The sequence below is a fragment of the Streptomyces sp. NPDC054863 genome (assembly GCF_053610825.1).
The window spans coordinates 1-18,419 of record NZ_JBSGZD010000151.1 but is presented as its reverse complement, the minus strand read 5'-3'; the positions used below and the strand labels follow the sequence as shown (position 1 = coordinate 18,419).

General features: G+C 70.5%; 19 protein-coding genes. 9 read left to right on the top strand and 10 right to left on the bottom strand.

Features of this window, described 5'->3' with window-relative positions:
* Window positions 1-160: 160 nt before the first annotated feature.
* From ACWGIG_RS24090 to ACWGIG_RS24075, 4 genes are all read right to left on the bottom strand, one after another.
* Window positions 161-595 carry an SsgA family sporulation/cell division regulator gene (locus ACWGIG_RS24090; protein ID WP_453323730.1) on the bottom strand — a complete coding sequence of 145 codons (435 nt, stop codon included), beginning with the start codon at window positions 593-595 and terminating at the stop codon, window positions 161-163.
* A 99-nt stretch (window positions 596-694) separates the two neighbouring features.
* The gene (locus ACWGIG_RS24085; protein WP_453323729.1) at window positions 695-1,552 is read right to left on the bottom strand and encodes an IclR family transcriptional regulator; all 858 of its coding nucleotides are present in this window, start codon (window positions 1,550-1,552) and stop codon (window positions 695-697) included.
* A 162-nt stretch (window positions 1,553-1,714) separates the two neighbouring features.
* Window positions 1,715-1,942 (bottom strand): DUF5326 family protein, encoded by a 228-nt coding sequence (locus tag ACWGIG_RS24080; RefSeq protein ID WP_453323728.1) that lies wholly within the window; start codon window positions 1,940-1,942, stop codon window positions 1,715-1,717.
* Between the two features lie 203 nt (window positions 1,943-2,145).
* Window positions 2,146-2,463 (bottom strand): cupin domain-containing protein, encoded by a 318-nt coding sequence (locus ACWGIG_RS24075; protein WP_453323727.1) that lies wholly within the window; start codon window positions 2,461-2,463, stop codon window positions 2,146-2,148.
* Window positions 2,464-2,553: 90 nt separating this feature from the next.
* Here ACWGIG_RS24075 and ACWGIG_RS24070 point away from each other — a divergent pair, with 90 nt between their 5' ends.
* The 4 genes from ACWGIG_RS24070 (at window position 2,554) to ACWGIG_RS24055 (ending at window position 5,811) form a co-directional block, all read left to right on the top strand.
* Window positions 2,554-2,934 (top strand): phage holin family protein, encoded by a 381-nt coding sequence (locus ACWGIG_RS24070; protein ID WP_453323726.1) that lies wholly within the window; start codon window positions 2,554-2,556, stop codon window positions 2,932-2,934.
* Window positions 2,935-2,939: 5 nt separating this feature from the next.
* Window positions 2,940-4,094, top strand: a complete 1,155-nt coding sequence (locus tag ACWGIG_RS24065; RefSeq protein ID WP_453323725.1) for a cystathionine gamma-lyase — start codon at window positions 2,940-2,942, stop codon at window positions 4,092-4,094.
* Between the two features lie 281 nt (window positions 4,095-4,375).
* Window positions 4,376-5,272: a LysR family transcriptional regulator gene (locus ACWGIG_RS24060; protein WP_453323724.1), complete on the top strand. Its 897-nt coding sequence runs from the start codon at window positions 4,376-4,378 to the stop codon at window positions 5,270-5,272.
* A 59-nt stretch (window positions 5,273-5,331) separates the two neighbouring features.
* On the top strand, window positions 5,332-5,811 hold the full coding sequence (locus ACWGIG_RS24055; RefSeq protein WP_453323723.1) for an NUDIX domain-containing protein: 480 nt from the start codon (window positions 5,332-5,334) through the stop codon (window positions 5,809-5,811).
* A 70-nt stretch (window positions 5,812-5,881) separates the two neighbouring features.
* Here ACWGIG_RS24055 and ACWGIG_RS24050 read toward each other — a convergent pair whose 3' ends face one another.
* Window positions 5,882-7,171: a globin domain-containing protein gene (locus ACWGIG_RS24050; protein WP_453323722.1), complete on the bottom strand. Its 1,290-nt coding sequence runs from the start codon at window positions 7,169-7,171 to the stop codon at window positions 5,882-5,884.
* Between the two features lie 425 nt (window positions 7,172-7,596).
* Here ACWGIG_RS24050 and ACWGIG_RS24045 point away from each other — a divergent pair, with 425 nt between their 5' ends.
* The 3 genes from ACWGIG_RS24045 to ACWGIG_RS24035 all read left to right on the top strand — a co-directional run bounded on the left by ACWGIG_RS24045 (window position 7,597) and on the right by ACWGIG_RS24035 (window position 9,724).
* Window positions 7,597-8,508: a GNAT family N-acetyltransferase gene (locus ACWGIG_RS24045; protein WP_453323721.1), complete on the top strand. Its 912-nt coding sequence runs from the start codon at window positions 7,597-7,599 to the stop codon at window positions 8,506-8,508.
* Window positions 8,509-8,749: 241 nt separating this feature from the next.
* Window positions 8,750-9,208: a MarR family winged helix-turn-helix transcriptional regulator gene (locus ACWGIG_RS24040; protein WP_453323720.1), complete on the top strand. Its 459-nt coding sequence runs from the start codon at window positions 8,750-8,752 to the stop codon at window positions 9,206-9,208.
* A gap of 18 nt (window positions 9,209-9,226) precedes the next feature.
* Entirely contained in the window at window positions 9,227-9,724 is a 498-nt protein-coding gene (locus tag ACWGIG_RS24035; RefSeq protein ID WP_453323719.1) for an N-acetyltransferase family protein, read from the top strand.
* Window positions 9,725-9,848: 124 nt separating this feature from the next.
* Here the strand turns inward: ACWGIG_RS24035 and ACWGIG_RS24030 are convergent, their stop codons facing one another.
* The 4 genes from ACWGIG_RS24030 to ACWGIG_RS24015 all read right to left on the bottom strand — a co-directional run bounded on the left by ACWGIG_RS24030 (window position 9,849) and on the right by ACWGIG_RS24015 (window position 14,039).
* Window positions 9,849-11,273 (bottom strand): serine hydrolase domain-containing protein, encoded by a 1,425-nt coding sequence (locus tag ACWGIG_RS24030; protein WP_453323718.1) that lies wholly within the window; start codon window positions 11,271-11,273, stop codon window positions 9,849-9,851.
* Window positions 11,274-11,282: 9 nt separating this feature from the next.
* Window positions 11,283-12,029: a hypothetical protein gene (locus ACWGIG_RS24025; RefSeq protein WP_453323717.1), complete on the bottom strand. Its 747-nt coding sequence runs from the start codon at window positions 12,027-12,029 to the stop codon at window positions 11,283-11,285.
* On the bottom strand, window positions 12,019-13,365 hold the full coding sequence (locus ACWGIG_RS24020) for a DNA polymerase III subunit beta family protein (RefSeq protein ID WP_453323716.1): 1,347 nt from the start codon (window positions 13,363-13,365) through the stop codon (window positions 12,019-12,021). Before ACWGIG_RS24020 ends, ACWGIG_RS24025 begins: the two co-directional genes overlap by 11 nt.
* 89 nt (window positions 13,366-13,454) lie before the next feature.
* Complete coding sequence (locus tag ACWGIG_RS24015) at window positions 13,455-14,039, bottom strand: TetR/AcrR family transcriptional regulator (protein ID WP_453323715.1); 585 nt, start codon at window positions 14,037-14,039, stop codon at window positions 13,455-13,457.
* Window positions 14,040-14,109: 70 nt separating this feature from the next.
* Here ACWGIG_RS24015 and ACWGIG_RS24010 point away from each other — a divergent pair, with 70 nt between their 5' ends.
* The gene (locus ACWGIG_RS24010) at window positions 14,110-15,003 is read left to right on the top strand and encodes an NADP-dependent oxidoreductase (RefSeq protein WP_453323714.1); all 894 of its coding nucleotides are present in this window, start codon (window positions 14,110-14,112) and stop codon (window positions 15,001-15,003) included.
* 48 nt (window positions 15,004-15,051) lie between these two features.
* Here the strand turns inward: ACWGIG_RS24010 and dnaB are convergent, their stop codons facing one another.
* Window positions 15,052-16,515 carry a replicative DNA helicase gene (gene dnaB, locus ACWGIG_RS24005; protein ID WP_453323731.1) on the bottom strand — a complete coding sequence of 488 codons (1,464 nt, stop codon included), beginning with the start codon at window positions 16,513-16,515 and terminating at the stop codon, window positions 15,052-15,054.
* Between the two features lie 489 nt (window positions 16,516-17,004).
* Here dnaB and ACWGIG_RS24000 point away from each other — a divergent pair, with 489 nt between their 5' ends.
* Entirely contained in the window at window positions 17,005-18,342 is a 1,338-nt protein-coding gene (locus tag ACWGIG_RS24000) for an MATE family efflux transporter (protein ID WP_453323713.1), read from the top strand.
* Window positions 18,343-18,419 lie beyond the last annotated feature (77 nt).

The following is an 18,419-nucleotide window of genomic DNA, read 5'->3' as shown; positions in this document are numbered from 1 at the left end:
GATCTTCCCGGCCGCCGCTCCGTGTCGTCTCCGCGCAGTGGTCTTCGCGCAGTGGTCTTCGCGCAGTCGTTTCCGCGCGGTCTTCGCGCCTTCGTTTCCGCGCGGTCTTCGCGCAGTCGTTTCCGCGCGGTCGTCTCCGCGCAGTGGTCTTCGCGCGCTCTCAGCCCGCGTTCTCCTCCGCCAAGATGCGGCCCAGCTCGCCCTCCAGGCATCCGGCATAGTCACTCTGCGTGTGCTCCTGGCCGAGTGGTACGAGCTTGTCGGTACGGTCCAGGAACGCCACGAGCGGCGCCGCGCTCGCCCGGAACAGCGCGCGGTCACTGCCGACCTGAAGCCTGATGTGCACGTCGGCGAGTTCGTCGGGGTGGGTCGGCGAGATGTGCACATCGCCCTCGCCGCACGGCTCGTTGATTCCGTCGACCAGCAGCTCACGACCAAAAGCCCAGGTCACAGGCGCGTCGCCGGGCAAGTGGAAGGTCAGCCGGATCGCGTAGGGATCCTTCGACTGGTACATGAGCTCCACCGGAATACGAAAGGAGAGCTCCTCAGAGACGAGGAAGCTCATCATGACCTCTGCCTGAACCGACTCGCGCATCGCCAACCCTGCCGTAGAAGAAAGTGGCCGGAACGATCCCTTCCGTCCCTCTTGACGCCATCGTGCTCGAAGCAGTAACAGATCACAAGGAGTGAGTTTTCAGATACTGATAGAGAACATGAGCGAACGGACCACCTCGCCGATTTCTCCGCGCAGCCGTTCGACCGCAGGGCCCAGCCGAGCCTCCTGGGCGAGGGGCACGGAGATCGCCATCACCGCCGCCACCGGTCCGATCGTGATCGGCAGCGCCGCACACGCGGCCCCGAGCACGTACTCCTGGCGCTCCACCACGGTCTGCATCCGCTCGAATGCCGCCAGCCGCTCCAGCAGGGAAGTGCCGTCGCGCACCGTGTACGGCGTGATGGCTTCGACGGGGTGCCGGTCGAGGTGGTCGCGGCGGGCCTCGGTGTCCAGCTGGGAGAGCAGGCACTGGCCGATCGCGTGCGCATGGGCGGTCTCGCGGAAGTCGGCCCATTCCTCGACGGCGGGTTGGGTGGGGCTCTGGGCGAGGGCCGTCACTTCGATCTCGCCGTCGCGGTAGACCCCGAAGTACACGGCGACGCCGAGCGTGTCGCGCCAGCGCTCCATCGTCTCGGTGACTCTTTCGTGGCGGATCTGCTCGGACCCTCCGCGCCCGAGCCGCCCCGCGGCGGCCCCGAGCACGAAAACACCCTGCTCACGACGGAGGTATCCCTCGTGGGTCAGGGTGCGCAGCAGGTGGTAGGCGGTGGGCAGTGGCAGGCCCGCCTCGCGGGCGAGCTGCTTGGCGGGGGCGCCGTCGGGATGATCGCTGACGGCTTCGAGGAGGCGCAGGGCGCGCTGCACCGAGCCGATCAGGGTCGGGGCAGGGGCGGCAACGGGGGCCGCGGGTTCGGGTACGACAGTGGGCGCGGCAGGTGCGGGTACGGCAGGCGCTGATACGGCGGCCTGCCGGGCCGTGGGCTGGGTCGTGGCCATGGGGCACTCCCGGGGTCCCGAGGGGCAATGCAGTCGCCCCGGGAGCGGGAGTCCCGGGTGACGGCAGCGGTTTTTCACCCTAACTGCCTTGCCCGGAGCCTCAGTTGTTTTCACGTGTCAGGTTCCCCCCGGCGGGCTAACGCCCGCACGGGAAACCAGTGCCTACCAGCCGCTGCGCGAGGAGTCGCCCGACGAGGACGACTTGAAGCGCCGTACGACGTAGATCAGTCCGCCGACCAGTGCCACCAGCACCAGCAGCTTGAAGAGCAGGCCGATCAGTGTGCCGATCGCGGTCAGGATCGCGCCACCGAACACCAGCAGGACGAGGGCCGGTATCGCCACCCACTTCACCCAGCCCGGCAGGCTCGCGAACATCTCTCGTGCAGCCATCTTCTTGCCTTCCTTCGATCCCGGTCCGGTTCCTGCCCGGATCTGCGGTGTTTCCCTGCCTTCGATGCTAGGCGGCGGACCACCCCGAACGGGGGCCGCGCAGCCCTTGAAGACCCCTGATCCACCCCCTAGGGAACCCCGGGGTCATCCGGGGGGCCGGGGGGATGTTTCACGTGAAACATCCCCCCGGGACAGGGACCCGCTCAGCTCTCCGGCGGGGAGAACACGACCAGCACCCGCAGGTCCTCCGAGATGTGGTGGAACTTGTGCGCCGTGCCGGCCGGCACGTAGACCACGCTGCCTCGCGCGATCTGCGAAGTCTCCATGCCCACGGTGATCGCCGCCCGGCCGCTCACCACGAAGTAGATCTCGTCCTCGCCGTGCGGCTGCTGCGGGTCGGTGTCGCCCGCGTCGAGCGCGTACAGGCCCGCCGACATGTTCCTCTCCTTGAGGAACTGCAGATACGCGCCGTCGTTCGCGGCACGCTCCGCCTCCAGCTCGTCCAGTCGGAATGCCTTCATGCCCGCTTGCTCCTCGCCACACGCCCACGCCGTGCCACTCCGGCACCGCCCGCACTGTTTTCCCCGATCATGTCTGCCACGATCAGACACATGATGAATTTTGCAGTCAAGACGATCGCCAACGCGGTCGCCCTCTGGGTAGCCGTGTGGCTCGTCCAGGACATCACCCTCACCGGCGACAGCACCGGCCGCAAGGTGGGCACACTCATCGTCGTCGCCCTGCTGTTCGGGCTGGTGAACTTCCTGGTCAAGCCGGTGGTGAAGCTTCTGTCCTTCCCCCTGTTCATCCTCACGCTCGGCCTGTTCACGCTCGTCGTGAACGCACTGATGCTGCTGCTGACGTCGTGGCTGGCCGACAGGTTCGAACTCGCCTTCCACGTCGAGGGCTTCTGGACCGCCGTACTCGGCGCCCTGATCATCAGCGTCGTCTCCTGGGCGCTGAACATGATGCTCCCCGACGGAAGGGACTGACCCGCATGCCGATATCCGACGAGGACGGCGACGGCACCCGGTCCGTACGGGCCGGGCTGCCCGTGCCCGTGGCGTACGAACCGACCCTGCCGGGACCGGTGTTCGCCGCCCACTTCCACCTGCCGGGCGAGCCGAAGGGCCCGTACACCTACGGCCGCGACGAGAACCCCACCTGGACACATCTGGAACGGGCGATCGGCGAGCTGGAGGACCCCGGTGGCGCCGCCCACACCGTCGTCTTCGCCTCCGGCATGGCCGCGGTCTCCGCCGTGCTCCTCTCGCAGGCGAAGGCCGGGGACACCGTCGTCCTCCCCGACGACGGCTACCAGGCGCTGCCACTGGTGCGCGAGCAGTTGGAGGCTTACGGGGTGGGCGTGCGCACGGCGCCCACCGCAGGGGACGCGCAGCTCGCCGAGCTGGCCGGGGCACGGCTGCTGTGGATCGAGTCCCCGTCCAACCCGGGGCTCGACGTCTGCGACATCCGCCGGCTCGTCGACGCCGCACACGAGGGCAACACCCTGGTCGCGGTCGACAACACCCTCGCCACCCCGCTCGGGCAGCGCCCGCTCGACCTGGGCGCCGACTTCTCGGTGGCCAGCGGCACCAAGGGCCTCACCGGCCACGGCGACCTGCTGCTCGGGTACGTGACCTGCCGCGACGCCGAACTCGCGGCGCGGGTACGGCGCTGGCGCAAGGTCGTCGGCGCGATCCCCGGCCCCATGGAGGCCTGGCTCGCGCACCGCTCGTTGGCCACCCTGCAACTGCGGGCCGACCGGCAGGGCGCAAGCGCCCTGGTGCTGGCGACGGCGCTGCGCGGCCATCCGTACGTGAACGACCTTCGCTACCCGGGGCTGCCCGAGGACCCGTCGTACCCGGTCGCCTCGCGGCAGATGCGGCGCTTCGGGTGCGTGGTGTCCTTCACCCTGCCCAACAGGGCGTTCGCGGAACGGTTCCTGGAGGAACTGCGGCTGGTCGACGACGCGACGAGCTTCGGCGGCGTACGGTCCACTGCCGAGCGGCGCGGGCGGTGGGGCGGCGACGCCGTACCGGAGGGATTCATCCGTCTGTCGGTGGGCGCGGAGGACGTGGACGACCTGATCATCGACGTCGTGCGCGCGCTGGAAGCAGCCGGTGGGCCGCTGGACGCAGCGGCCGGGTAAGTAGCGTTGCGTAGCCGCATGACGTAGGACGGACGGTCCGAGCCTCCCCCCTCGTGGCTCGGACCGTCCCGGTTCTGCGCGCGAAGAACCGCCTGCACAAGGCTAGTTGACTCTGCGTCAGTGTCCAATCACGCTAGCGACAGAGACCTATCGACATATTTATACTGCACCTTCGGGGACACCGGCGGGGACCGGATCACGGTGCCTGGACGGCGGGACCAGAGGGCGGACAGCCGCCCCCGGCCCAGCGGCCGGACACCGCGCAACGCGGAAGGCATGACATGGATCTGGCCCTGCTGCGCACCTTCGTGACCGTCCACCGGGCCGGGTCCTTCACCCGGGCCGCCGCTCTCCTCGGCCTGTCCCAGCCCGCCGTCACCGGCCAGATCCGCACACTGGAAAGGCAGTTGGGCCGCCCGCTGTTCCTGCGCCGGGCCCGCGGCGTCACCCCCACCGCCATCGGCGACGAACTCGCCCACCGCGCCGCCCCGCACCTCGACGCCCTCGTCGAAATCGCCGAGACCGGCCTCGACGACCAGTCCGGCGTACGCACCCTCCATCTGGCCGGACCGCCCGAGTTCACCTCGCTGCGCGCCCTGCCCGCCCTGTCCCCGCTCACCGCCCAGGGCCTGGCGCTGCGCGTCTCCTTCGGCAGCGCCGAGGAAACCCTGGAGGGACTCGCCGCAGGCCACCACGACCTGGCCATCACCACCGACCGGCCGCGCGGCGGACTCCTCAGCGCCACCGCCCTCTGCGACGAGGAACACGTCCTGGTCGCCGCCCCCCGCTGGGCCAAGCACCTCACCCCCGAACTCCTGGCCGCCAAAGGGGCCGTCGTCCTGGAGCACCTTCCCGTCGTCGAGGTGCACGAGAGCCTGCCGCTCGTCGCCCGCTACTGGGCCGCCGTCTTCGACACCCCGCCCGCCGCCGCCGGCACCGTCATCGCCCCCGACCTGCGCGCCGTCCTGCAAGCCACCACCGCCGGTGCGGGCCTCGCCGTACTGCCGCGCTACCTGTGCGAGGACGACCTCGCCCGGGGGAACGTGGTGGCCCTGTACGACCCTGCGGTGCCCCCGCTGCGTACCTACTTCCTGGCCGTACGCACCGGCACACTCGCCCAGCCGCACCTCGCGCGGGCGCACGAATGGCTGCTGCGCGCTGCCGGTGACTGGTGCTGAACGGGAGCCGAATGGTGTCCGGGAGTTTCGGCACGGCTCCGGCGGGCCACGTTATTGCCATGACCGAACGTCCCGTGGTCAAGCGCACCGCACGCGCCGTCCTCCTCGACGGCGACCACCTCGTCCTCATCAAACGCACCAAGCCCGGCGTCGACCCGTACTGGGTGACCCCCGGCGGGGGAGTCGAACCCGAGGACCACACCGTCGTCGACGCCCTGCACCGGGAGGTGGACGAGGAACTCGGCGCGAAGATCACCGACGTGGTGCCCTGCTTCGTCGACACCGTCGAGCACATCGCGGGCAACGCGGGTGCGGGCGTCAAGGTGCAGCACTTCTTCGTCTGCCGACTCGAATCCATGGACCCGGCCCTGCGGCACGGCCCGGAGGTGGACGAACCACTCGGCGACTACGAGATCGTCCGCGTCCCCTTCAGCCGGGTCGGCATCGCCGCCGTCCACCTCGTACCACTGTCGCTGCGGCACTACCTGGACGGCAACATCGAGGGCGTACGGGCCCTGCTCGCCCCCGACCTGGGGTAAGCCTCGCCCCCCACCTGGGACAAAGCCTCGCCCCAGGCCTGGGATCCAGACCCGGGAGGCGCGTCCTGCCCTAGTCGCCCGCCGCGACGAGCTCCTCGACGGAGTCGTGACGTATCCGGCTGCCGGGTATGCCGACCGTGCGCAACGCGTCCAGGCCGCTGCGGATCATTCCTGGCGGGCCCGACAGATAGGCGTCGTACGCGGTCCAGGGCCCGAACTGCCGTACCGCGTCCGGGAACTGGGAACGGTCGTCGACCACCGGGCGCACCGAGAGCCACGAGTGGGACCTCTGCAGGCGCAGCATCGTGTCGATGTCGTACAGGTCGTAGTCCGTGCGCGCCCCGTAGAACACCTCGACCGGCCGCCGCTCCCCGTGCTCCGCGACGTCCTCCACCAGCGCCTTGATGGGGGCGATGCCGGTGCCGCCGCCGATGCACAGCAGGCCGCTGTCGGTGGTGTGGTCGACGGTCATCGAGCCGGACGGCGGGCCCAGCCGCAGCACGTCGCCGGGGCGGGCCCGGTGCACCAGCGCATTCGACACCCAGCCCGCCGGGACCGCCTTCACGTGCAGGGTCAGCAGCCCGTCCGCGCGCGGGGCCGCCGCGAAGGAGTAGTGCCGCCATATCCGCGGCCACCACGGCGTCTCCAGGCTGGTGTACTGCCCGGCCAGGAAGGGGTACGGCTGGTCCGGGCGCAGCGTGACGACTGCTACGTCGGGGGTGCGCAGGTCGTGCGCGACGACCTCGGCGTGCCACCACGCGGGGGAGCGCAGCTCGCTCGCCGCCGCCGCGTCGATCATGACCTGCGAGATCTTCGTGTACGTACGTACCCAGGCCGCCTCGGTCTCCCGGTCCCAGACCGCCTCCGCGTACCGGGCCAACGCCCCGATCAGTGCCTCGCCGACCGCCGGATAGTGCGCGGGCCGCGTGCCGTACTTGCGGTGACCGGAGCCGAGATTGCGCAGGTACTCCACCAGCACGTCCGGGGTGTCCATGTGCTCGGCAGCCGTGAGCAGCGCCTTGAACAGCCGGTCGCGCTGGGTGTCCATCGCGGGCGGGAACAGCGGACGCAGTTCGGGATGCCCGATGAACAGCAGCGCGTAGAAGTACGAGGTCGTCCGGTCTGCGACGGGCTCGATCGCCGCCAGCGTGCGGCGGACCCGGAGCGCGTCGGGGGAGGGCCGGGCGGCCGGAGAGGTCGGCGTCACTGCGGACTCCGCCGGAGGGGAGAGCGCCACCCCGGACTCCGCCGGAGGCGTGAGGGCGAACCAGCCGCTGCCCACATCGACGGCACCGTCGCCGTCGGCACCCTCGCTGTCGGCGCCGTTGTTCCCGGGCCCTGTGGGGGTCGGAGCGTCCATTCTCTGCCTCGCCTCGAACGTCATGTGGTCGCGCTTCTCCCTCATTGAGAACAAGGCGGAAAAGGCCGCGCGTCGGCCGCGGTTCCCGTCGTCGCAGCGTGTCAGCCCGTCCCTCGGAACGGGCCAAGACCGGGAAGTCCTGGTTTCCGATCTCTCCTTACCTCTAGGCTGCTTTCGCCCCATGCCCGTGACCCCTCGGCCCGTGGCAGCGCATTCCCAGGAACGCGGGCACCATTCCTTCCGGGCCGCAGCACGAGCCCGGACGCGATGTTTCACGTGAAACACACCGCATGACCCCGCATGGCCCGGTTGCGGGCTTTGTTGATCTCAAGCGGCGTTTCACGTGGTTCGAGCGATGTTTCACGTGAAACGGCTTCCGTTAAAGCGCTGGACGAACACTCTCCGCGTACACCAGCCTGACGACCATGCCCACGCCCCTGGCCGAACTCCCCGTCCGTCGCCTGACCCTGCACGACCTCACCGCCTGCGCCGACCTCGGCGAGGACCGGGACTGGCCCCGTACGGAACACAAGTGGGGCTTGCTGCTCACCGCAGGCACCGGTTACGGCATCGACGACCCGGAGGCGCCCGAGGGCAAGGGCCTGATCGCCGCCTGCACCCTCACCTCGTACGGCACGGGTGCGCCCCACGACCCCTCGTACGCCGTGATCGGCATGGTCCTGGTCGCCGAGCGGTACGGCCGACAGGGGGTCGGCCGCCGACTGATCCGGCACGCCCTGGCCGAGGCGGGCCAGGCCCAGGTCTCGCTGTCCGCCTCCCCGGCCGGGCAGGGACTGTACGAGCAGCTCGGCTTCACCGTCACGGGCAGCGCCGAAATGCTCCGGGGCCGCTTCCTCCTGCCGAGCCCGCAATCCACGGAGCCGCAGCCCGCGGGTCCGCGTTCCTCGGTCACGACCCGGCCGGTCACCCCCGGCGACCTCGCCGCGATCATCCGGATGGACACCGAGGTGTTCGGCCACGACCGCACCGCCATGCTCGCGAGGCTGCCCGCCTTCGCGGACCAGTTCCGCGTGGCCGAGGACCAGGACGGTCTCCTCGGCTACGCCGCCGCCTGGCCGGACCGCGACACCCACACCGTGGGCCCACTCATCGCCCGGGACACGAACACCGCGAAAGCGCTGGTCGCCTCCCTCGCCGACGGCACCGACCGGCCCCTGCGCATCGACGTCGACGCACGTCACGAAGACCTGCGCAACTGGCTGAGCGCCCACGGTCTGGCCCCGGTCCTCTTCAACACGGTGATGTCGTACGGCGCCCCGGCGCTACCGGGCGACTTCCGCCGCCATTTCGCCCCGCTGGCGACCGCGTCGGGCTGACGGCCGTACGGGGACGTCCGTCAGCGACGTGCATCAGCAGCATCCGTCGGTGACGTCCCTCGTCTGCGTCCGTCGGCCATGCGAGCAGACGCAGACTGATTGCACGCGCGGGATATTGCGGGCGTCGCCTATCCTGGAGAACGGACCGCACCCCCCGGCCGCCCGCTCTGCCCGCAGGAGCTGCTCCGCCCGCAGGAGCCACCCGCTCCGCCCATCGCGCAAGGGGACGAGGAGACACCAGATGACCGCGACCGATCCCGCACTCACTGCCCTCGCCCAGGGCTGGTGCGCCCTCTCCCTGCTGCACAGCCGCATCGAGGCCCACATCGAGAAGGCCCTCCAGGCCCGCCACGACCTCAGCGTCCGTGAGTATTCGCTCCTCGACGTCCTCAGCCGCCAGCACAGCGGACCCGGTGGCCACCTCCAGATGCGACAGGTCGCCGAAGCCGTCCTCCTCAGCCAGAGCGCCACGACGCGTCTGGTCACCCGCCTCGAAGACCGCGGCCTGCTCACCCGCTACCTCTGCGACACCGACCGCCGGGGCATCTACACCGACGTCACCGACGCCGGCCGGACCCTCCTCACCCAGGCCCGCCCCACCAACGACACCGCCCTGCGCAAAGCCCTCGACGCCGCCGCCGAGAACCCCGAACTCGCCCCCCTGGTACGCACCGTGGAAGAGCTGCGCACCCCGGCCTGACCTGCGTAACCTGCGCCCATGACCTCTCAGAACAACCGGGCGGACGACCGGACGACCGGTCTCCCGGACGACCTGGTGATACGCCCGACGACCGAAGCCGACCTGCCCGCGGTCGTCGCGATGCTCGCCCACGACCCGCTGGGCGCACAGCGCGAGTCCCCCGACGACCTCACCCCGTACATCGACGCCCTGAAGCGCCTCGACGCCGACCCGAACCAGCTTGTCGTCGTCGCCGAACGCGCCGGCCGCATCGTCGGCACCCTCCAGCTCACCCTGATCCCCGGCCTGTCCCGCAAGGGCGCCACCCGCTCGGTCATCGAGGCCGTACGCATCCACGCGGACGAACGCGGCAGCGGCCTCGGCACCCGCTTCATGGAGTGGGCGGTCGAGGAATCCCGCGCCCGGGGCTGCCAATTGGTGCAGCTGACCTCCGACATCAGCCGGACGGACGCCCACCGCTTCTACGAGCGGCTCGGCTTCACCGCCTCCCACGTGGGTTTCAAGCTCCAGCTCTGACCCGTCCGGCGCGGGAGGGTCAGCGGCCCCCGCCCACGCTCCAGGCCCTCAGCCGGCCCCCGGGCCCAGCGGATCGGGCCCGACACCGCAAGGAGAAGTCGCGGCGTCGGGCCCTTCGCGCGCCCTATCCGATCCCCCGCCACCCGCGCGGATCCACACCACCCGGAACCGGCGCCTGGGCCTCGTACACCTCCCGGGTAAAGACGAACGACCCCAGGTCGAGATGGCTCACCGACCCGTCCTCCGGCCGCCGCACCACCCGCAACGTCTCCCCCGCGTAGTACCCGTCGAGCCCGACCCACGTCCCGTCCGGCCGCGCAAGGAAGCGCGAGCCGCGCCCCGCGCGGCCGTCCAGCCGCTCCAGCGACAGCCCTCGATCGGGCAGCAGCCGCAGGCCGTAGGAGTACGTCCCCCAGTACCAGGCCCCGGTCAGCCCCAGCAGCTCCTGGTCCACGCCGTCCTCCGGCAGCGGACGCCACTCCGGTGCGACACCCGGCTCCGCCTCGGCCACGAGGCACAGGAGCTCCGCCGCCAGCACCCCCGCCTGCAGCCCGGACGTCGCATTGGCCAGCGCGGAAGCCGCCACTCCGTCCGCCACGCTCACCCACAGCCCGGCCACGAATCCGGGCAATGAGCCGCCGTGTCCCACGAGTTCACGCCCGCCGACATTGATCACCTGCAGCCCGAGCCCGTACGTACCCGTCCAGTTCCCGGCCTCAAGCGGCGCCGCCGACGTCCTCATCTCCCGTACGGATTCCGCACTCAGCACCCGTTCGTCGCCCGCGGCCAGGAAGGCGCCGAACCGGCACAGGTCACCGGCCGTCGACCACAACTGCCCCGCAGCCGCCATCAGCCCCAGGTCCACCGCCGGTTCCGGAAGCAGCACGTCCGCCCAGGGGTGCACCGCCCACCCCTCCGCGTACGGTGCCTGCGGTTGCGCGCTCGTCCGCGTCAGCCCCAGCGGCTCCGTGATCTCCCGCCGCACGGCCTCCGCCCACGGCACTCCGCGCACCGCCTCGACGAGCGAACCGAGCAGCGTGTAGCCGGGGTTGGAGTAGTGGTGCACCCGCCCGGCCGGATGCGGACGCGCCCCTTCCGCTCGTACGTCGCCCAGGACGTCGGCCAGCTCGGGGCGCAGGTCACCGGGCGTACGCTCCCACCACGGGCCAGGGGTCTCCGCCGCCAGGCCACTGGTGTGACCGAGGAGCTGGAAGATCGTGGCGTCCCCCGCGCCCGTGTCCGGTACGTACTTCTCCAGCGGGTCCGCGAGATCCAGCAGCCCCTCGTCACGCAGCCGCATCACCAGCACCGCGGTGAACGTCTTGGTGATCGACCCGATCCGGTACTGCGTCTCCACATCCGCCGTCCGCCCGTCCGCCGACGCCCCGCGCACACCTCCCCACACCACCTGCCCCTCCCGTTGCACGGCCGCCACCAGCGAGGGAGCCCGGCCGGACGCCTGAGCGGCGGCGACACGGTGCAGCAGAGAGCGGCGAGTGGCAGGCAGGAGGTCAAGGATGTCGGGGGCGGTGTTCGCAGGAATAGTCATATGCCACAACTACCCCTCCGCAGGCTCCCCGTCGAACGCATTCGACACCGCAGCGCCGCCACCGCGCTGCGCCCCCGGTGCCGATGCCTGGTGCCCTTCCGGTTCCAGAACCCTTATGGCCCGCTCCAGCAGCGCCTGCTCCCCCTCCGGCAACCACCGCCCCGCATGCACCATCCGCAACACCAGTACGAGCCGTTCCCGGTCGGCCGCCGTTCCCAGATTCCCCAGGTGGGCGGGCAGCACCAGCCCCAGCGCCTTGAGCTCCGCCCGCCCGCACCACGACGTCACCAGTGCGTCCAGCGGACCGTCAGCCCCACCCGCCGGACTCTCCACCTCCGCATCTGCCTCCTCATGCAGTCCCTCCGCGATCGCGAACCGCATCCAGTCCCTGTACTGCCCCTCCGGCACCGCGTCGACGTGCGCCGCCGCCCGCACGTAGTGCGCGTGCGCCAGACCTCCGTCGCCCAGTTCCCCGTACGACTTGGCCATGTTGAGGTACAGCGACGCGTAGAAGCCCGCAACCCGCCCGTCCCCCACCCGGTCCGCCCGCTCCAGGCACTCGCGGTTCCACCGCAGCGTCTCCTGGGGCGAGGACTGCTGGCGCGCCAGGTAGTGCGCGGCCACGCAGGCGTCGTAGTCGTCGCCTGCGCTCTCCCACGCGCGCACGAAGAGCCGACGTGCCTCCTCGGCGCGCCCCGCTGCCTCGGCCTGCATCCCCCGCACGCACAGCGCCACCACCGGATTCTCAACGTCCACAGCCCTCACCAGCCCTTTCGGCGCCGCCCTGCTCGCACTCACCCTCGCCCGCTTCCTCGTTCTTGCCCTCGCCCTCCTCCTCGCCCTCGCCACCGTCCTGCACCGGCATCACCAGCGTCGTGAAGCTCCCCTGGTCCGCCGACCGCACCACCACCGGTTCCACCGCCGACGCGACCTCCAGAAGTACGTCAGGCCCGACCCCTGCATCGAGCGCCTGAAGCAGCACCTCCGCGTCGAAGGCCACCCGCACCGGCCCCGGCCCGGCCGCACGCAGCACCACCGCGCGCAGCACCTCCCGTCGGCCCGCGCCCCGCGCCTCGCAGACCAACTCCCCCTCCGCACCGGACTTGAGCACCACAGGGCCGCCCCCACCTGCAAGAACTCCCCGCAGTGCGGCCCGCTCGACGATCACCCGGTGACGTACCTCGGACAGTCCGTCCAGCACCATCCGGTACTGCGGGAACTCCCCTCCCGTGTACGGCGCCAACTCCCGCCACTCACCGGCCTCATCAGCCCCACAGGACGCCCCAGCAACACCGCCGGCACCCGCCACCGCAGCACTGCCCCCAGCCACCCGGACCCGCGCGCTCCGCCCGCCGGCGCCGGTCTCCCACTCGACCTCGGGCGCCCGCAGCGCCCACGCCCCGACCTCGCGGAGTTCCTCCGCGTCCACCAGGACCCGGGCAGGCCCGGCCCCTGCCGATGACGCCCTCAGCACCCGTACGGCCAGCCGGTAGCGGTCCGTCGCCACCAGCCGCACCTCGTCCCCGGCCGCGTCCCACTCGACCAGAACGCAGCCGAGCACGGGGAACTCCTCCCGCAGCGCCCCCGAAGCGACCGCCGACGCCACCTGCCGCACGGCACTGGCCAGTTCGGCCCCGCCCAACCGAGCGGAAGCCATCCCTCCACCCACCGGGCCCCCGGCAACCGGAGCGCCCACCTCCGCCACTTCCGGCAGCCCCCGCAGAATCTCCTCGATCAGTGATCCCGCCGCCCGGGCCACGTCCCGGGTCCGCCGCGCATGTCCCCGCAGCACCTCCCGCGCGTCGTCCGGCGCACCGTCCAGCACCACCGCCGCGTCCACGAGCGGCACCCCGGCCTCCCGGAGCCGCCGCACCAGCACCGCGCGCGCCACCTGTCCCAGCCCGTAGAACCGGTATCCCGTGCTGCCGTCCACCCGCGCCGGGCGCAGCACACCGCAGTCGTCGTAGAACCGCAGCGCGCTCGGCGCCAGTCCCACCCGCCGCGCGAACGCGCCGATGCTCAACAGCGCCGCAAAATCACCGGCACCCTCGAAACCCCCGCCGCCCTCTTCCTGCTCTTCCTTCTCTCCCATGAGCGCGATTGTCGACGTTCAAGCCGCCTGAAGGTCAATACGTGCAGGTCGGAGCGGACCGCACACAACTGGCAGCGTGTAGCGGCTCGTCACCGCCGAGAAGGGGAGGCGACCTCCCAGGCCGCCTCGATCATCAGGAAGATCTCGTCCACCGCAGCCTCCGGATCAGCCGCCTCGCGGGCCAGCGAGTAGGCGTCGATCACGAACCTCGCGATCGTCCGGCAGGCCGTTGTGGACCGTGACAGGTCGGGATCGGCATCGATGGTCATGGCCAGCAGCTCCGCATGGCGCAGCCGCATCGACTCCTCGTACTCCCGCAGAGCGGACGACCCTTCGACCATGCGCCAGATCGGGGCGGCGCTGTCCGCCGTGCAGTGCCGCACCAGGGCCTGGATCTCGCTGCGCAGCACAGGGATGAGCGGCTCGTGCGGCGCCCGGCCGGTGACCGCCTGGGTGAGGCGCTGCTCGAAGTCTTCGTCCTGCTCGAACACCAGGGCCTCTTTCGAGGCGAAGTGGGAGAAGAGCGTGGTGACGGCCACGTCGGCCTCGGCGGCCACCTCACGGATGCCCACCGCGTCGTACCCGCGTTCCAGGAAGAGTCGCAGGGCGGTGTCAGCGATCTTCTGGCGGGTCGCGGCCTTCTTGCGCTCGCGACGTCCGGTCGGCACGGTCATGCCCTCACGCTAGCAAATACAAAGGAGTATCCGTTCCTAAACACTAACCGTTAGTGCTACGTTCGACCGCATGAAGAGAGTGAGCTTCGCCGAATTCGGCGGTCCCGACGTACTGCAACTCACAGATGCCGAGGAGCCCCATGCGGGCCCCGGCCAGATACGCATCGCCGTGCGGGCGGCGGGCGTGAACCCCGTCGACTGGAGGCTGCGTGAAGGCCAGAAGCTGGGGGCCCATCCGCTCGAACTGCCCGCCGGAGTAGGGCTGGACGCCTCCGGGGTGGTGGACGAGGTCGGCGACGGCGTCGAAGGGGTCGAGATCGGCGACCACGTGTTCGGCGAAGGGTCGAGCACCTATGCCGAGTTCGCCGTGCTGTCGGCCTGGGCCCGCATGCCCGAGGGGCTGACGTTCGAAGAGGCGGCCGGGTACCCCTCCGTGGTGGAGACCGCGCTGCGCATCATCCACCAGGCCGGTGTGCGGCCCGGGCAGACGCTGCTGGTCAGCGGCGCGTCCGGGGGCGTCGGATCGGCGGTGCTGCAGATCGCCCGCGACCGCGGCATCACGGCGATCGGCACGGGCGGGGCCGCGAACCAGGACTATCTGCGCAGCCTGGGCGCCCTCGCCACGACCTACGGCGAGGGGTGGGCGGAGCGGGTACGGCAGCTCGGCCGTGTCGACGCGGCTCTCGATCTGGCGGGATCGGGCGTGATACGCGAGCTCATCGAACTGACCGGGGATCCGCAGAAGGTGATCTCCATCGCCGATCTCGCTGCGCCGGAGCTCGGTGCCCGGTACTCCGGCGTGGCCGGGAGCGTGCCGGCAGCACTCGCCGAGGCCACCGACCTCATCTCGCGGGGACAGCTCCACATCCCGGTCGAGAAGTCGTACACGCTCGCCGACGCCGCGGCGGCACACACCGACAGCCAGGCCGGGCACACACGCGGGCGCAGGGTCATCCTCGTCTGAGCCGTTTCCGGCGCAGTCCTGCGTCCCGCCGGAATCGTCCCGTCGGGATCAGGTCTGCGCCATGTCCACGAACCGCGAGTAGTGGCCCTGGAAGGCCACCGTGATCGTCGCCGTCGGACCGTTACGGTGCTTGCCGACGATGATGTCCGCCTCGCCCGCGCGCGGCGATTCCTTCTCGTACGCGTCCTCACGGTGCAGCAGGATCACCATGTCCGCGTCCTGCTCGATCGATCCGGATTCACGCAGGTCGGAGACCATCGGCTTCTTGTCCGTACGCTGCTCGGGACCACGGTTCAGCTGGGACAGCGCGATCACCGGCACCTCCAGCTCCTTCGCCAGCAGCTTCAGGTTTCGCGACATGTCCGAGACCTCCTGCTGGCGGCTCTCGCTCCGCTTGGACCCACCGGCCTGCATCAGCTGCAGATAGTCGATGATCACCAGCTTGATGTCCTGCCGCTGTTTCAGCCGCCGGCACTTGGCACGGATCTCCATCATCGACAGGTTCGGCGAGTCGTCGATGAACAGCGGGGCCGCCGAAACGTCGGGCATCCGCCGGGCCAGTCGCGTCCAGTCGTCGTCCGTCATCGACCCGGAACGCATGTGGTGCAGCGCCACCCGCGCCTCCGCCGACAGCAGACGCATCGCGATCTCGTTGCGGCCCATTTCGAGCGAGAAGATCACGCTGGCCATGTTGTTCTGGATCGAACAGGCTCGCGCGAAGTCCAGCGCCAGCGTCGACTTGCCCATGGCGGGACGGGCCGCGATGACGATCATCTGGCCCGGGTGCAGGCCGTTCGTCAGGGAGTCCAGGTCGGTGAAACCGGTCGGCACACCGGACATCTGACCGCTGCGCGAGCCGATCGCCTCGATCTCGTCGAGCGCGCCCTCCATGATGTCGCCGAGCGGTGCGTAGTCCTCGGACGTGCGCTGTTCGGTGACGGCGTAGATCTCGGCCTGCGCGGAGTTGACGATCTCGTCGACGTCGCCGTCGCCCGCGTATCCCATCTGTGTGATCTTCGTGCCGGCCTCGACGAGGCGGCGCAGCACCGCTCGCTCGTGGACGATCTCCGCGTAGTACTCGGCGTTGGCCGCCGTCGGCACCGACTGCACCAGCGTGTGCAGGTACGGGGCGCCGCCGACCTTGGTGATCTCGCCGCGCTTGGTGAGCTCGGCGCTGACCGTGATCGGGTCGGCGGGCTCGCCCTTCGCGTACAGGTCGAGGATGGCCTGGAAGACGGTCTCGTGTGCGGGCTTGTAGAAGTCGTGGCCCTTGAGGACCTCCACGACGTCCGCGATGGCGTCCTTGGAGAGCAGCATGCCGCCGAGCACGGACTGCTCCGCATCCAGATCCTGCGGCGGTACCCGCTCGAAACCGCTGCCCCCGCCGCCGTCCCAGCCACCGCCCTCGGAGCCTCTGTCGTTCCGGTCGTCACGGCCGCGTCCACCGTCGCCGTTCCGCTTGCGGGCGGGCAGACGGTCACCGGGACCGCCGTCGGCCCAGGGGTCGTCCAAGGGCTCGGAAATAGTCACCGGACCCACCTCCTCCCGTCCGCTCCGCGGACCTCGCTGTGCCACTCTTTCTTACGGCACGGCTCTGACAAATGAGACGCCCGACTTCCGCTTCCGGCACATCAAGTCCGGTGGTTTCCCGGGGCACCTGGGACGCCGGAAGACAGGGCGGGCGCCGGTCCACGGTAGGCCCGCGGGCACCGTCAGCCAATCTGGTTATCCACAGGGCCTGTGAGAAACAGACGACTTGCTGTGGAGAACTCACCAGAACCTGTGCACGGACCGGGGGACAGTGCTGTGGACAAGTTCACAGCACTCCCCGCGCCACCCACCTGACCTGCAGAAACACCGTCCACCGGCTGTGGGGGAGAAAAACTTTCGAAGCCGGGCCAAGATCGCTTCAAACGGCGCACACCCGGACCCCCCGAACGACGATCAGTAAGGGTCTCAGGCCCCTTGCATCTCTTACCTGTGGAAGATTAGATTGAGGCCATGACACAGGCTCCCGCGGCATCGAAACCAGGCCGCCGCCGGCACGACCGCGAGATCGTCGCCCTCGCCCTCCCGGCCTTCGGCGCGCTGGTCGCCGAGCCCCTGTTCCTGATGGCCGACAGCGCGATCGTCGGCCACCTCGGCACCCCCCAGCTCGCCGGGCTCGGCATCGCCTCGGGACTCCTCACCACCGCGGTGAGCATCTTCGTCTTCCTCGCGTACGCGACCACGGCCGCGGTCTCCCGCCGCGTCGGTGCCGGGGACCTCGCCGCCGCCATCCGCCAGGGCATGGACGGCATCTGGCTGGCCCTGCTCCTCGGCGCGGTCGTCATCGCCGCCGTCCTGCCGGGCGCTCCGGGCCTGGTCGACCTCTTCGGCGCCTCCGACACGGCCGCCCCCTACGCCATCACATATCTGCGGATCTCCAGCCTCGGCATCCCCGCCATGCTCGTGGTCCTGGCCGCCACCGGCGTACTGCGCGGCCTCCAGGACACCAGGACCCCGCTCTACGTCGCGATCGGCGGCTTCGTCGCGAACGGCATCCTCAATGTGCTCCTGGTCTACGGCTTCGGGCTCGGTATCGCCGGGTCCGCGTGGGGCACCGTCGCTGCCCAGTGGGCGATGGCCGCCGTCTACCTCGTGGTGGTCGTCCGCGGTGCCCGCCGTCACGGCGCCTCGCTGCGCCCGGACGCCGTCGGCATACGCGCCTCGGCCCAGGCCGGGGTCCCTCTCCTCGTCCGTACGCTGTCGCTGCGGGCGGTGCTCATGATCGCGACCGCGGTCGCCGCCCGCCTGGGCGACGCCGACATTGCCGCCCACCAGATCATCCTGACCCTGTGGACCCTGCTGGCCTTCGCCCTGGACGCGATCGCGATCGCCGGGCAGTCCATCATCGGCCGCTATCTGGGCGCGGGCGACGAGGAGGGCGCCCGGGCAGCCTGCCGCCGCATGGTCGAGTGGGGCATTGCCGCCGGAGTGGTGCTGGGCATCCTGGTCGTACTCGCCCGCCCGCTCTTCGTCCCGCTCTTCACCAGCGACCAGGTCGTACGGGACACCCTGCTGCCCGCGCTCCTGGTCGTGGCCGTCAGTCAGCCCATCTCGGGGGTGGTCTTCATCCTCGACGGTGTACTGATGGGCGCGGGCGACGGCCCGTACCTGGCCTGGGCGATGCTCGCCACTCTCGCGGTGTTCGCCCCGGTGGCCCTGCTGGTCCCGAAACTGGGCGGCGGCCTGACGGCGCTGTGGTGGGCGATGGTACTGATGATGGCGGTCCGGATGGCCACCCTGTGGTGGCGGACCCGTTCGGGGCGCTGGATCGTCACGGGCGCCAGCCGCTGACCTACCGCGCGGACATGTTTCACGTGAAACAGAGTCTGTTTCACGTGAAACAGAGAAGGGCCGCATCCCCGGGGGGA

Excerpts from the sequence above, each read along its gene's own strand:
- ACWGIG_RS24090 (WP_453323730.1), bottom strand. The coding sequence starts at position 595 with ATGCGCGAGTCGGTTCAGGCAGAGGTCATGATGAGCTTCCTCGTCTCT.
- ACWGIG_RS24085 (WP_453323729.1), bottom strand. The coding sequence starts at position 1,552 with ATGGCCACGACCCAGCCCACGGCCCGGCAGGCCGCCGTATCAGCGCCT.
- ACWGIG_RS24080 (WP_453323728.1), bottom strand. The coding sequence starts at position 1,942 with ATGGCTGCACGAGAGATGTTCGCGAGCCTGCCGGGCTGGGTGAAGTGG.
- ACWGIG_RS24075 (WP_453323727.1), bottom strand. The coding sequence starts at position 2,463 with ATGAAGGCATTCCGACTGGACGAGCTGGAGGCGGAGCGTGCCGCGAAC.
- ACWGIG_RS24070 (WP_453323726.1), top strand. The coding sequence starts at position 2,554 with ATGATGAATTTTGCAGTCAAGACGATCGCCAACGCGGTCGCCCTCTGG.
- ACWGIG_RS24065 (WP_453323725.1), top strand. The coding sequence starts at position 2,940 with ATGCCGATATCCGACGAGGACGGCGACGGCACCCGGTCCGTACGGGCC.
- ACWGIG_RS24060 (WP_453323724.1), top strand. The coding sequence starts at position 4,376 with ATGGATCTGGCCCTGCTGCGCACCTTCGTGACCGTCCACCGGGCCGGG.
- ACWGIG_RS24055 (WP_453323723.1), top strand. The coding sequence starts at position 5,332 with ATGACCGAACGTCCCGTGGTCAAGCGCACCGCACGCGCCGTCCTCCTC.
- ACWGIG_RS24050 (WP_453323722.1), bottom strand. The coding sequence starts at position 7,171 with ATGGACGCTCCGACCCCCACAGGGCCCGGGAACAACGGCGCCGACAGC.
- ACWGIG_RS24045 (WP_453323721.1), top strand. The coding sequence starts at position 7,597 with ATGCCCACGCCCCTGGCCGAACTCCCCGTCCGTCGCCTGACCCTGCAC.
- ACWGIG_RS24040 (WP_453323720.1), top strand. The coding sequence starts at position 8,750 with ATGACCGCGACCGATCCCGCACTCACTGCCCTCGCCCAGGGCTGGTGC.
- ACWGIG_RS24035 (WP_453323719.1), top strand. The coding sequence starts at position 9,227 with ATGACCTCTCAGAACAACCGGGCGGACGACCGGACGACCGGTCTCCCG.
- ACWGIG_RS24030 (WP_453323718.1), bottom strand. The coding sequence starts at position 11,273 with ATGACTATTCCTGCGAACACCGCCCCCGACATCCTTGACCTCCTGCCT.
- ACWGIG_RS24020 (WP_453323716.1), bottom strand. The coding sequence starts at position 13,365 with ATGGGAGAGAAGGAAGAGCAGGAAGAGGGCGGCGGGGGTTTCGAGGGT.
- ACWGIG_RS24015 (WP_453323715.1), bottom strand. The coding sequence starts at position 14,039 with ATGACCGTGCCGACCGGACGTCGCGAGCGCAAGAAGGCCGCGACCCGC.
- ACWGIG_RS24010 (WP_453323714.1), top strand. The coding sequence starts at position 14,110 with ATGAAGAGAGTGAGCTTCGCCGAATTCGGCGGTCCCGACGTACTGCAA.
- ACWGIG_RS24000 (WP_453323713.1), top strand. The coding sequence starts at position 17,005 with ATGACACAGGCTCCCGCGGCATCGAAACCAGGCCGCCGCCGGCACGAC.